The following is a 12,897-nucleotide window of genomic DNA, read 5'->3' on the forward strand; positions in this document are numbered from 1 at the left end:
ACGGCATGATTCATAAGATTGCAAAATGGTGTTTACTGTTTCTCTTCACATTAGTAACGCAAGCCCACGCCGATTGTCCGCGCATTATCAGCCAATCGCCCTATATCACCCATCAGCTCGACTATCTGGGATTAAAAACGTGCCTGGTCGGCAGCAGCCGTTACAACCCAGAGTTGGGCTTGCCGACCACCGGCGGACTGCTCGACCCTGACGCACACGCCATCGCCGAGTTACAGGCGGATTTATGGATCACCTCCGACTGGACCAAACAACGCGACTTTGACGCTATCCAACCGACCGTCAAACACGCTTTGCGTCTGCAGAGTTTCGGCTCCATGCAGCAGATCGAAGACAATCTGATGGAAGTCGCCAAGGCCAGCGGCCAGCCTGCCGCCCTCCAAAAGGCCCAAGATTTCCCGGCGCAGTGGCGCCGCAAAGCCCAGGAAGTCAGGTCATTGAATCCGACATCGCCCAAAGTCCTGCTGATCTCCTCGTGCTCCGGCCAGCCGTACGCTTTCGGCCGGGACGCGTTTCTATCGGACCTCTTCACACAGATGGGCTTTGAAATCGTCGGCAAGCCACAGCGCATCACCCACCTTCCCATTACGCCCCAACAGAATGCATTGGAAGCCCTGATTGCCGAACTGCAGCCGCAAATCGTGTTTATTTTTGAGCGCCAGCTCGCGCCCGCCTGCCAGCTGATGCAGTTGCCAAAAGGCACGCGGATTATCACACTCGACGGCACCCATTTTTTGCAGCCCGCCCCGCTGTTAATCACCGCGATGCAGCGCTTTGAGCAACAGTGGCGGCGCGACGATTTTGGGCTTCGCAAGCTTCACGACCTTCATGACAAAACACTTATCAAACATCAAGAGTAGATTGAATCAGCATCGGGCGTCCATTTAGTGTATAACTAGAGGTTTTACATTCCTTCACACGCAGGGATATGGCATGAACCTTCATCGTCTTTTGAGCAGTGAAATTATGAACAATACCACTATGTTACAATCCTTTTTTATCGGCCAGCTTTATACGTCCGAACATAACGCCCTGCTGGAAAAACACCGCACTTTTATCGCAGCGGCCACGTTGGATTGCGCCCAGGCATTTTACGAAGTGCTATTGAACGATCCGGCCAGCAAACGCTTCCTCACCAACGAGCTGGTCGAAAACCAGCTCAAGGGCGACCTGCAACGCTGGCTGGCCACCACCCTGAGCGCCAAGCAGGATGAAGAGGCGGTTTTAAAGATCGTCAACATCCAGCGTCATGTGGGTGAAGTGCACACACGAATCGACGTGCCCATGTCATTGGTCAACAGCGCCATGAGCGTCATCAAACAGGTGCTGTTCAACGACATTCAGGACAACCAGGCGATTGGCTGCCACGAAAAAACCGAACTGGTCATCCTGCTTAACACCCTGCTGGATTCCAGCCTGAGCCTGATTAACGAATCCTATCTGGAAGGCCGCGTCAACAACGAACGCACTGCGCAGGAGTACCGCAACCGCTCGACGGCCCATGAAATCGCCATCGAAGTCGAACGCATCCGCGGCGCCCTATTCGGCTGGATGACGCAGTTCATGGCCGATCTGCTGTCCGGCACCCAGCAGCGTCTCATCAATATCCACCACCAGGAGTTCGCGCTGTGGATTCGCCATAAGCTCGGCTTTGTCTGCATGGACGATAGGGTCGTCAACAAAATCAAACACAATCTCGATGAACTGCAGACCTCGCTCGATGCGCTCTACCACCATCCCGACCAGCAGCGCGAAGAGCGCGTACAGAAAATCAGCGCGCTCACCAACGAATGCGGCTGGCTGCTGGGACAGATTGCCGACCATAATATCGAAAACGCCACCCGCGAAGACGCGCTGACCAGTTTGATAGAGCGCCGTTTTATGCCGCCGATTCTGCAAAGCGAAACCCAGCTCGCGATAAAGACCAATACGCCCTATTCGATTATGATGATCGACATCGACAACTTCAAAAAAGTCAACGACATCCACGGCCATCAGGCGGGTGACGCCGTGCTTTCGAGTATCGGCCGCACCCTCAAGCGCTCGCTGCGCGTCACCGATTACGCTTTCCGCTACGGCGGCGAAGAGTTCATGATTCTGATGCCGGAAACCGCGTTGAAAAACGCCGAACGCGCCGCCGAAAAACTGCTCGATAAAATCCGTCAGACCGACATCAAGATCGACAACGGCCGCCTGCTCAAAGTCACCGCTTCCATCGGTCTGGCGGCCTTCGACGGCCACCCCGATTACGAACAGATCATCAAACACGCCGACGAAAAACTCTATGAGGCCAAACACAACGGCAAAGACCGCTACGAAGCTTAACCCTTGATACAACGAGTGACCCGATGCAAACCCCGCAAGAGAAAAAAGACCATTACCATAAAATCCGCATGGAACGTAAAAAGGTGCAGATCGACGCCGCCATCGCCCGCGCCAATACCGAAAAGGGCCTGTTACTGGTGATTACCGGCAACGGCAAAGGCAAATCCACCTCGGCCTTCGGCATGGTGGCGCGCGCCTTGGGCCACGGCAAAAAAGTCGGCGTCTGCCAGTTTATCAAAAGCCGCACCGATACCGGCGAAGAGGCCTTTTTCAACGCCCAGCCGAATTGCGAATGGCACGTGCTGGGCGACGGCTTCACCTGGGAAACGCAAAACCGCGCGCAAGACATCGCCACCTCCGAGCGCGGCTGGGCGGTCGCCACCAAAATGCTGACCGATCCGAGCTTTGATCTGGTGGTGCTCGACGAGCTGACCTATCTGTTGAGCTACGACTACCTCGACAAAGACGTGGTGCTCAACGCCATCAGCGAACGTCCGGAAATGCAGCACGTCGTCGTCACCGGCCGCTCGGCGATTGCCGAACTGCGCGAAATGGCCGATACCGTCTCCGAAATCAAGGACGAAAAGCACGCCTATAAAAGCGGCATCAAAGCGCAGAAAGGCATAGATTACTGATGTTGAGCCTATCGCCCCACGCCAATATTCAACAGGATTCACACCGCTTCGCCAGCTCCTGGAGCGGCGGCAAGGACGCCTGCATGGCGCTCTATCTGCTGATGCAGGCCGGCCATCAGCCGCAATTTCTGCTGACCATGATGCACGAAGACGGCCAAAGTTCACGCGCGCACAATTTGCCTAAATGGCTGATTGAAGCGCAAGCCGCCGCCATCGGCATCCCCAACATTCTGCAAGCCAGCGACAAGCCGAACTACAAAGACAACTATCTGCACGCCCTGCAGCAGATGAAACAGCACGGCATCAACAGCATCGCCCTGGGTGACATCGATCTGCAGATTCACCGCGATTGGCAGCAAGAACAGACTCAAAGCGTTGCTGTCACGCCGCTGTTCCCGTTATGGCTATTGGATCACCGCGCACTGGTCGATCACCTCATCGAAGTCGGTTTTAAGGCGCTCATCATGGCGGTCAATCCGCAAAAAGCGCCCGAAAGCCTGCTCGGAAAACTACTGGATCAGACCACCCTGGCCGAACTCGAAGCGCTTGGCATTGATGTCTGCGCCGAAGGCGGCGAATTCCATACCGTCATCATCGACGGCCCGATTTTCAGGCAGCCGATTGAACTGCCCGAACCGATTCTGCGTCGCGGTGCCGAATTCGGTTACAGCTTTCTGGATTTCAGCCGTGGCTGATGCGTCGTCCGCCGTGCATGGCGGCCAAGTCTATGCCTATGCACGGCAGACCGGTTTGCCCGAAGCGGAAGCGCTGGCGCAGGTGCTGGATTTTTCCGCCAGCATCAATGCCGTCACGCCCATAATCGACTGGCCGAATCTGCTGCAAACCATCCAGCAGCGCCTGCCGCACTATCCAGACCAACAGGCGGTCACACTCAAACAATCACTGGGCGCACGTTTTGAATTGGACGCCGACGCCATCGCGCTGACGCACGGTATCACGGCCGCCATCCACGATTTTTTCGCCGCGCAACGTCCCGCCAAGGTCGTGCTGATGACCCCGCTTTACGGCGAGTACCTCAAGGCCGCGCAGCGCTTTGCCGGTGAGGTGATTGAACTGCCGCTGCAAGCGGCGGATTCACCAAGTGCGCTGCTTGCACACCCGACCTTTCAAAACCTGCCGGCCAACAGCTGGGTGGTGCTGGTCAACCCGTCCACCCCGCAAGGCCACTTCAGCAGCCCGCAAGCGTGGTTGCCGTTTTTAAGCCATTTAAAAACTCAACAGGCCGGGTTGCTGGTGGACGAGGCCTTTCTGCCGTTTATCGGTTTTGAAGCAAAACACAGCTTCAGACAATTTCTAACAGAATTTAACAACCTGTTGATTTTTCAATCCTTAACCAAATACTACACCTGCCCAAGCGCTCGTTTGGGGGCGGTTTTCGGCGATCCGGAACTGCTGCAAGCCCGCTTCGATAACGGCTGGCCGGTGTCGGTGTTTGACGAACAATATCTGCTACAGGCGTTGGCCGACCCAACCCTGGAGGCACGCACCCGCGATTGGCTGCACTCGGCCAAACCTGAATTCATCGCGGCGTTACAGACCTTAGCGGTGGTTGAAAAAATCTACCCAAGCGACGCCAATTATCTGCTGCTCAAACTGACGCGTCCGGTGGCCGACATCCAAGCCAAACTCCAGCCGCAGGGCATGCTGATTCGCGACTGCCAAAGCTTTGGGCTGGATGCCTGCCATGCCCGCATTGCAATTAAACTGCCCGCCGAAAATGCCCGGCTCATTGCCGCACTATGTCAACTTGAGGCGTCTCCATGCTGCTGAGTGATCCGGGCTTTATTCTGGCCGTGGCGCTACTGGCCGTGATGATTGACCGGCTGTTCGGCGAGTTTCTGAACCGCTGGCATCCGGTGGTATGGATGGGCAAGCTGATTGCGGGATTTGAAGCGCGTTTTTACGCCGACTCAATCGCTCGCGGTTGCCTGTTGGTGGCTTGGGTGCTGGCCATATCGCTGGCGGCGACGCTGGGCGTGCTGTTGGCACTGCATGCTCTGCCGGACGGTTTGAACCTGTTGGTGAGCGGCGTGCTGGCCTCTACGCTACTGGCGCACCGCATGCTGTATGACTCTGTCAAAGCCCTTGTCACCAGCAACGACCCCAATGCCGCTGTGGCGATGCTGGTGAGCCGCGATACCGCCGATTTAAGCCAAAGCGACTGCTACAAGGCCGGTATTGAAACCTATGCCGAAAACCTCTCCGACGGTTATATCGCCCCGTTGTTTTATCTGCTGCTGTTCGGCCTGCCGGGCATGGTGCTGTACAAGGCAATCAACACGCTCGATTCGATGATCGGCTACCGCACCGCACGCTATGAGCGTTTCGGCAAGGCCGCCGCCCGTCTGGACGATGTCGCCAACTGGCTGCCGGCACGAATGACCGCCGTTCTGATTATGCTGTTGCACGGCCAGTGGCGCTTCTGGCGTTTTCACGCGCAAGGCCGCGGCCACGCCAGCCCCAATGCCGGCCATCCGATTACCGCCATGGCCTTGGCGATTGACGTCAAACTCGGCGGGCCAACCCGTTATTTCGGCCAGTGGCACAACAAGCCTTATTTTGGTTCTGAAAAGGCGTCTGAAACGATTTCAACCGATGACGTTTTACATGCCTTACAGACCCGCAACCGGCTCGACCTGATTATTCTACTGAGTTTAAGCGCCGCCTTGCTGGCCACACTTGAAGGAAATGGATTATGACTCCCTGGCTCGGCCGTTTATGGCTGCTTTTTGCTGTGCTGACAATCTCGGTTCAGATGGCTCAGGCCGCCCCCGTGCAACGCATTGTGAGCCTAGCACCGCATCTTACCGAAATGCTCTATTCGGCCGGCGCCGGCGACAAACTGGTCGGCGTCGTCAACTACTCCGACTATCCCCAAGCCGCACTCAAATTGCCGCAGGTCGGCAGCTACAACGCCATTAATCTGGAGGCGATTATCGCCCTGCAACCCGACCTGATTCTGACCTGGCGTTCCGGCAATCGTGTGCAGGACAAGGAGCGTTTGCAGTCACTGGGTTTGACGGTGTTTGAAAGCGAGGTCGAAAATTTGGAGGATATTTCCGATCTGATCGCCAAATTGGGCGAACTGGCCGGCACACAGGAGATTGCGCAACCAAAAGCCGCGGCCTTGCGTGCCGAGCTGCAAAGCCTGCGGGAGCATTACCAACAGAAAACGCCGGTTTCAGTGTTTTACCAGATCTGGAACAAACCCTTCATCACCATGAACGGCCGGCAGTTTATCAGCCAGGGCTTGGACGTCTGCGGCGCGCATAATATTTTCGCCGACCTGCCCACCCTCACCGCGCAGGTCAATCTGGAAACCATTATCAGCCGCAATCCGCAGGTGATTTTATTGGGCGGACAACAGCACTTCCAGCACTCCTGGCTGGCTGACTGGCAAGCCATGCCGCAAGTCACCGCCATTCAAAACCGCCAGATTCACCGCCTCAACAACAATCTCTACCAGCGTCCCACCGAGCGATTTATCCACGCGCTGACGCCGCTGTGCGAACTTTTGGACAATGCCCGTCAGGCCTACGGCACATCAAACTAAAGAGGGATTCGATTGGGGTGCCCTTTTTGTGGTTACTATTTTTGGGCACGCAAAAATAGTGACGAGAAGCCTTTGAGGATTTCAAACCCATGCCATAAAGCCAAAGGCTTCTCAATTGCAGTCGCTAAAAATTGAAATAAAACCCGACAAAAGCGATCATCACCACCAGTTCGGTGATTTCGATCGACGCGCCGAGCAGGTCGCCGTTCAAACCGCCGAGCAACTTGAAAGCCCAAACACGCACTACCCACCACGACAGCAGCAAACTTAGACCCCAAAACTGCGTTGTCCACAAAATGCCCGCCACACCGAGGAGCACCCACACCCACATCCTCTTTTTGGGCAGGTGCAAAATCATGTCGCGCGCGATGCCGCCGCTGACATAGGGCGTGGTCAATAACAGCGCCTGCGCCGACAAGCGCCCCCAAAACGGCACCAGCAACAGCACCCAGCTCAAATCGGCGCTCAGCAATTCCGTCAGCGCAATCCATTTCAGCAACAATAGCAGCGCGATGGCAATCGCCCCGCCGCTGCCGATGCGGCTGTCATGCATAATGTTCAGCGCCCGTGTTTTGTCGCCGTGCGCCCCCAACCAGGCGTCGCTACTGTCCGCCAATCCGTCCAGATGCAAGCCGCCACTCACCCACACCCAAAAGGCCAATACCAGGCCGGCTACCAGATTGGCCGGCAACCACAACGCCAGCTGTGCCAAGCCCCACAGCATCAGGCCGATGACCAAGCCCACCAGCGGATAATAGGCCAGCGAGGCCCCCGATTCCTTGGCGGAAACCTCGGCATAACTCGGCGCCGGCAACCGTGTTAAAAACTGCCATGCCAACCAAAAAGATTTCATTCTGTTTTCTCCTGCCAAGAGTCGGCTTGGATGATTTCACGCAACTGGCAAAAAGGGCCTTCAGGCGTGGCCGTGACCTCGATGCCTACCCGGCAGCCGTAGCCGATTTGCAACTGAAACAACTGTCTGTCTTCTATACCCAATACGCTTTGTAGCACCAACCGCATCGGGCCGCCGTGGGTCACAATCAACAGGTATTCAACCTTATCGGCCAACGCCTGCTGAAGCGTGTGTTGCCAGGCAGCCAGTACGCGCTGCTTAAAGGCCGCATAAGGTTCCGCGCCGGGAATATCAGTGTGAAAAGGGTCTTGCAGATAGGCTTGCAACAATCCGGGAAATTGCGTCTGCACACTGCCATAAGGCAATCCGTCGAAGAGACCGAAATCGCGTTCCTGCCAGGATTCATCGAAAACACTCTCGGAAAAAGCGTTGCTAGAAAACTCAACAGGCCGGGTCTGCAGTTGCGTTTGAACAAATCCGGCGCAACGCACTAGTGGTGAGGAAATCAGGCGGGACGGCTCTGATTTGGGCCACGCCGTCTGCATCTGCGCCCAGCCTTGCGGGTTTAAAGGGCTATCGGTACGACCGCGCAGCCAGGCGTTATCGGCGCACTCGCCGTGGCGCAGCAGCTCAATCCGCACCCGATACCCCGGCCTGTTCAAAGGTCGCCATCTGCGCGTGCAGCGCGCAGGCCAGCTTGATCAGCGGAATCGCCAGCGCCGCGCCGCTGCCTTCGCCCAAGCGCATTTGCAGGTCAATCAACGGCGCAACCCCCAAATCGGCAAACACCGCCTGTTGCGCCGGTTCCACCGACTGATGGCCGAACACCATCCACTCTTTGGCTTGCGGCGCAACTTTGCAGGCCAGCAAAGCGGCGGCACAGCTGATCACGCCGTCAATCACCATCGGCAAGCCGTGGCGTGCGCCATGCAAATACGCGCCCGTCAACGCGGCGATTTCCAACCCGCCGACATGGCGCAACACACCCATCGCATCCGTCATCGCATGACGGTGCAAATCCAGAGCGGTTTGAATCACTTTAGCTTTATGTTGTTTCTGCTTGTCATTAATACCGGTACCATGACCGACAACCGTTTCAATCGGCACATCACACAGCTGACTGATGATCGCCGCCGCGGCCGTGGTATTGCCGATTCCCATCTCCCCGCCGATAAACAGGTCGGCACCGGCTGCCAGCGCACGCTCCACCGCCGCTTCACCCGCCTGCAAAGCGGCTTGCAGTTCGCTTTCGGTCATCGCCGCTTGCTGCATGAAATTGGCTGAACCGCTCGCGACGCGCACCGAAACCAGATTCGGCAAGGGCCCTAAATCCGCAGTCACATCGTTAAACACCCCCACGTCCACCACTTCAAACTGCGCGCCGTTTTCACGCGCCAACACCGTAATGGCGGCGCCGCCCGCAGCAAAATTCTTGACCATCTCCTGCGTGACCACCGCGGGAAAAGCCGACACCCCCTCTGCGGTGACGCCGTGATCGGCGGCAAACACCGAAATCCACGGCAATTTGATCTCGGGGCAAACCTCGCCCTGACACCCCGCCAACCAGATCGCCAATTCTTCCAAGCGCCCCAGAGAGCCGGCCGGTTTGGTCAACATGGCCTGGCGTGCGGCGGCGGTTTGCAGGGAGGTTTGGCAAAGTGATTTCATGGGGGTCCTTTATTGATACACAGAAAGATTTAGGCAGGTGCTTTTAGGGTCATCGGCAATCCGGCGGCCATAAAGGTCACCCTATCGCTCAGTTCGGCGACTTGCTGATGCAGCCGCCCGAGTTCATCGACAAAACGGCGCGTGAATTCGCCGAGCGGCACCACGCCCAAACCGATCTCGTTGCTCACCAGAATCAGCGTGCCTCGAAAGCGCGGCAGAATTTCCAATAACCCGGCCTGTTCAGTTTGCAAACAGTCGTTTTCGAGCAGATTCAGCGTCCATAAGGTCAGGCAATCCACCAATATGCAGCTGTCGGGATGATTATAGGCTGTCAGTGTTTGGGCGAGATGAACGGGCGTTTCGACCGTCTGCCAATGCGCCGGTCGATCCTGCTGGTGTTTCAGAATGCGTTTGAGCATCTCCGCATCCGCCTCGCCATTCGGCAGCGTGCTGGCGGCGGTGGCCACGTAAATGACCTGTGACCCGGCCTGTTCGGATTGGGTGGCGCGCTGTTCGGCAAAACGGCTTTTGCCGGAACGGGCACCGCCGAGGATGAATTCGACCATCGCTAGTGCCCGGCCGGATTGGTGAGGAAATAATAGATCATATAGCCGACGTACATCACCAGCATGACGATACTCAGCAAGGTCACCGGACGCAGCCCTTTCTGTTCGACCACAATGCCCTGCTGCGCGAGCTTGCGCAGGCGCAGTTTGTGTTTAATCAACCAGTAGAAAAAGTAGGCAATGGCGGCAAGCGACAGGTATTTGAGCATAAGAGCGCTTTATTGAGGGGCCATCAAGCGGCGTACGCGTTCCAGATCGGCCAAGGTATCGACGCCGACCCCTGCCTCGCACAAGGCGTCCAGCACCAGAATTTTCTCGCCGTGCCACAAGACGCGCAGCTGCTCGAGTTTCTCGACCTGCTCCAGCGCACATTCCGGCCAGGCCACGTACTGTTTCACAAAGCCGGCGCGGTAGGCGTAAAGCCCGATATGACGTTTGTAATCCCAGTTGGCTGGCAACGTTTTGGGCTCTTTATTGAAGGTGTCGCGCGACCACGGCAGCGGCGCGCGGCTGAAGTTGATGGCACGGTTGGCCACATCGCGGCTGACCTTGACTGCATTCGGATCAAACAGCGTTTCGATGTCGTGGATCGGCTCGCACAGCGTCGCCATGGAGATTTCCGGATGGTCGCGCAGCCCGTCGGCCACCTGATGAATCAACTCCGGCGGCAGCATCGGCTCGTCGCCCTGAACGTTAACAATGATTTCGTCACCGCCGATATGCGCCAGATCAATCACTTCGGCAATGCGCTCCGTACCCGACTGGTGGTGCGCCCCGGTCAAGCACACTTCCGCGCCAAACGCCTCGCAAACGGCCTGCACCTCTGGCGATTCGGTGGCGATGATAATGCGCGCCGCACCCGACTTTTTCGCCTGCAACCAGGTCCACTGCACCATCGGTTTGCCATGAATCTCCATCAACGGCTTGCCCGCCAGACGACTGGACTCGAAACGCGCCGGAATAATCACACTAAAGGCCATCTTTACAACACCCTATCAAAAAAGGAGGATTACGCCTTTTGGGCGCGGTATTTTTCAGCTTCTTCGGCGCTAATCTGGCGCGCTTCGTCTTCCAGCAGAATGGGGATGCCGTCACGCACCGGATACGCCAAGTTGGCCGCGGTGGAGATCAGCTCCTGCGTGGTTTTGTCGTAAATCAGCTTGGTTTTACTGACTGGGCAAACCAGTATTTCTAACAGTTTCGGGTCCATAAGGTCTCACTATCTGTACTTAAGCTGCGCTTAAGCGTGGGTTGATTCGGTTAAGGTCGCCAGGCTCCGCTTGGCTTGGATACGCGCGACAATCTGCGCGCTCAATGCCGCATCCACATCGGGCTGCACATCCAACACCCACCAATCGCGCTCGGCCAGCTCGGGATTGCGCGTTAAAAATGGGCTACATTTTACCGCATCTTTGGCGGTCATGATGAGCGGATTTTGCGGGTTCAGCGCCAGCAGTTCCTCGGGCTGATAGGCGTGATGGTCGGCAAACGGATGCGCATTCACCGTCATCCCCAAGCCGCGCAAACTCTCAAAAAACCGTTCGGGATTGCCGATACCGGCCAGGGCTTCGACCGTTCGGCCGGCAAAACTTTGCGGCGTCTGAATCCGTGACGCCTCAAACAGATGGCGCAGGCGCAACGGCTGTAACGCCATCGCATAACTCTTGTGATCCCACGCCTGTATCCACCCCTGCACCCTGGCCGGTTGTTGGATGAGGTTCAATTCGCCGTTATACACCAAGAAATCGACCTGCTGCAATCGATCAAGCGGCTCTCGCAAAGGCCCGGCAGGCAGACACAAACAATTGCCGAACAGGCGCTCGCTATCGACCAGCACAATTTCCAGATCGCGCGGCAAGCCGTAATGTTGCAGGCCGTCGTCGCTGATGACCACATCCAGCGAGTGTTGGGCGAGCAAAGCTTCCAGCGCAGCCTTGCGTTTGGGCGCAACCACAACAGGAACCCCTAATTGCTGCGCCAGCATCACCGGTTCGTCGCCGACCTCCTTCGGAACGGACTGCGGCGTCACCTCGCGCGGCCACACCCGGCTGTTGCCGCCGTAACCGCGGCTGATAATCCCGACACGCAAGCCGTGCGCCTGCAACTGCCGCGTCAGCCAGCTAATAAACGGCGTTTTGCCGCTGCCGCCGACCACCACATTGCCCACCACAATCACACTGACCTCCGGTGGCGTCGATAACCCGGCCTGTCTAAAATCTAGCAGGCGTTTTTGCGCAATCGAACAAACCCACCACGCCAAGGGTTTAAGCAGCTGTGTCTGCCAGCGGGTTTCACGCCAAAATCGCGGCCAACTCATCGCCGCTGTTTCCGCTTATGACTCATTGATACAACACCCCTTGTTCTGCCTCTAAACAGCGATGATGATACCACTTTTGGCGCCGTTTTCTGACCTCATAGTCCGCGCGGCGCACAAATTCATCCCCGCCTAAGGTAAAGCCGATGCCGCCGGAGCAGGCCGTGTTATACCAATTGACGCTTGGCGGCAGACGCTGCAAGGTTTCCCTATTCGGAAAATGAAAACGGTTGTGGTACCCGCTGGAAAACAGCACCACTTTGGGCTGAACCGCCGCGAGCCAGCTTGCCGAAGACGAATAACGGCTGCCGTGATGCCCGGCAATCAGCAGTTCGGCGCGCACGGACTCCGCCGCAGCTTGTTGCAATAACCGCTTTTCGCCGCGCTCGCTCAAATCGCCGGTAATCAGCACACACTGCTCCGCCGCACAGGCTTTGAGCACACAGGAGGCGTCGTTATCAGTGTCCGCTTCAGATGCGTTCCGCAGCGGCCACAGCACGTCAAACCGCACACCGTCCCACTGCCAGTCTTGCCCGGCATAGCAGCCCGCAACCGGCTGCTGGAGCGGGTTAAGCTGCGCCACCTGTGAGACTTTTTGAGGCTGCCCGCTCACCACCTCGTTCACCTTGTGTTCTTGCAGCAGCCGTGCCAAGCCGCCGGCATGGTCGATATCGCTGTGACTGACCATGACCAAGTCAACCGCCTGCCAGCCGCGGCTGCGCAAAAACGGCAGAATCGCCAACTTGGCGCCGTCCATCTTGTCGCCCCAACTGTAGAGAGACAGATAGATGGATAAATTGTGGGAGAAATCGATTTTGAGCGGTATTTAGTGGTCAACAAACGGATTGACGCGGGTTTGAAGGGGATTTTAAGTACCGACAAGTGGAAATTTAAGTGCCATTCAAATGACACTTAAATTTGACAAGAAATGTAACTGGCGACAC

At 56.9% G+C, this 12,897-nt stretch carries 16 protein-coding genes; 7 read left to right on the top strand and 9 right to left on the bottom strand.

Features of this window, described 5'->3' with window-relative positions:
- Positions 1–5: 5 nt before the first annotated feature.
- From HZ297_RS00170 to HZ297_RS00200, 7 genes are all read left to right on the top strand, one after another.
- The gene (locus tag HZ297_RS00170) at positions 6–878 is read left to right on the top strand and encodes an ABC transporter substrate-binding protein (RefSeq protein ID WP_178860728.1); all 873 of its coding nucleotides are present in this window, start codon (positions 6–8) and stop codon (positions 876–878) included.
- Positions 879–999: 121 nt separating this feature from the next.
- Positions 1,000–2,343 (top strand): GGDEF domain-containing protein, encoded by a 1,344-nt coding sequence (locus HZ297_RS00175; protein ID WP_178860729.1) that lies wholly within the window; start codon positions 1,000–1,002, stop codon positions 2,341–2,343.
- 23 nt (positions 2,344–2,366) lie between these two features.
- Entirely contained in the window at positions 2,367–2,978 is a 612-nt protein-coding gene (gene cobO / locus HZ297_RS00180; RefSeq protein WP_178860731.1) for a cob(I)yrinic acid a,c-diamide adenosyltransferase, read from the top strand.
- Positions 2,978–3,673: a Dph6-related ATP pyrophosphatase gene (locus HZ297_RS00185; protein WP_178860733.1), complete on the top strand. Its 696-nt coding sequence runs from the start codon at positions 2,978–2,980 to the stop codon at positions 3,671–3,673. Before cobO ends, HZ297_RS00185 begins: the two co-directional genes overlap by 1 nt.
- Entirely contained in the window at positions 3,666–4,769 is a 1,104-nt protein-coding gene (locus tag HZ297_RS00190) for an aminotransferase class I/II-fold pyridoxal phosphate-dependent enzyme (protein WP_178860735.1), read from the top strand. Before HZ297_RS00185 ends, HZ297_RS00190 begins: the two co-directional genes overlap by 8 nt.
- Entirely contained in the window at positions 4,760–5,698 is a 939-nt protein-coding gene (gene cbiB, locus HZ297_RS00195) for an adenosylcobinamide-phosphate synthase CbiB (protein WP_178860736.1), read from the top strand. The genes HZ297_RS00190 and cbiB overlap by 10 nt, the downstream gene beginning before the upstream one ends.
- A complete protein-coding gene (locus HZ297_RS00200; RefSeq protein WP_178860738.1) occupies positions 5,695–6,552 on the top strand; it encodes a cobalamin-binding protein in 858 nt (285 codons plus the stop codon). The genes cbiB and HZ297_RS00200 overlap by 4 nt, the downstream gene beginning before the upstream one ends.
- Positions 6,553–6,676: 124 nt before the next feature.
- Here the strand turns inward: HZ297_RS00200 and cobS are convergent, their stop codons facing one another.
- From cobS to HZ297_RS00245, 9 genes are read right to left on the bottom strand one after another with little or no spacing between them, the layout of a single operon-like run.
- Complete coding sequence (cobS, locus tag HZ297_RS00205) at positions 6,677–7,405, bottom strand: adenosylcobinamide-GDP ribazoletransferase (protein WP_178860740.1); 729 nt, start codon at positions 7,403–7,405, stop codon at positions 6,677–6,679.
- Positions 7,402–8,046, bottom strand: a complete 645-nt coding sequence (locus HZ297_RS00210; RefSeq protein WP_178860742.1) for a histidine phosphatase family protein — start codon at positions 8,044–8,046, stop codon at positions 7,402–7,404. Before HZ297_RS00210 ends, cobS begins: the two co-directional genes overlap by 4 nt.
- The gene (cobT, locus tag HZ297_RS00215; RefSeq protein WP_178860744.1) at positions 8,036–9,073 is read right to left on the bottom strand and encodes a nicotinate-nucleotide--dimethylbenzimidazole phosphoribosyltransferase; all 1,038 of its coding nucleotides are present in this window, start codon (positions 9,071–9,073) and stop codon (positions 8,036–8,038) included. The genes HZ297_RS00210 and cobT overlap by 11 nt, the downstream gene beginning before the upstream one ends.
- 29 nt (positions 9,074–9,102) lie before the next feature.
- Positions 9,103–9,639, bottom strand: a complete 537-nt coding sequence (cobU, locus tag HZ297_RS00220; protein WP_178860747.1) for a bifunctional adenosylcobinamide kinase/adenosylcobinamide-phosphate guanylyltransferase — start codon at positions 9,637–9,639, stop codon at positions 9,103–9,105.
- Positions 9,640–9,641: 2 nt separating this feature from the next.
- Entirely contained in the window at positions 9,642–9,848 is a 207-nt protein-coding gene (locus HZ297_RS00225; RefSeq protein ID WP_178860749.1) for a hypothetical protein, read from the bottom strand.
- 9 nt (positions 9,849–9,857) lie between these two features.
- Positions 9,858–10,619, bottom strand: a complete 762-nt coding sequence (gene kdsB, locus HZ297_RS00230) for a 3-deoxy-manno-octulosonate cytidylyltransferase (protein WP_178860751.1) — start codon at positions 10,617–10,619, stop codon at positions 9,858–9,860.
- A 29-nt stretch (positions 10,620–10,648) separates the two neighbouring features.
- Positions 10,649–10,849: a Trm112 family protein gene (locus tag HZ297_RS00235; protein ID WP_178860753.1), complete on the bottom strand. Its 201-nt coding sequence runs from the start codon at positions 10,847–10,849 to the stop codon at positions 10,649–10,651.
- A gap of 30 nt (positions 10,850–10,879) precedes the next feature.
- Positions 10,880–11,956, bottom strand: a complete 1,077-nt coding sequence (lpxK, locus tag HZ297_RS00240) for a tetraacyldisaccharide 4'-kinase (RefSeq protein ID WP_178860755.1) — start codon at positions 11,954–11,956, stop codon at positions 10,880–10,882.
- 22 nt (positions 11,957–11,978) lie between these two features.
- On the bottom strand, positions 11,979–12,710 hold the full coding sequence (locus HZ297_RS00245; RefSeq protein WP_178860757.1) for a ComEC/Rec2 family competence protein: 732 nt from the start codon (positions 12,708–12,710) through the stop codon (positions 11,979–11,981).
- Positions 12,711–12,897 lie beyond the last annotated feature (187 nt).

The organism is Thiomicrorhabdus cannonii, assembly GCF_013391695.1.
Classification (GTDB): Bacteria; Pseudomonadota; Gammaproteobacteria; order Thiomicrospirales; family Thiomicrospiraceae; genus Thiomicrorhabdus; species Thiomicrorhabdus cannonii.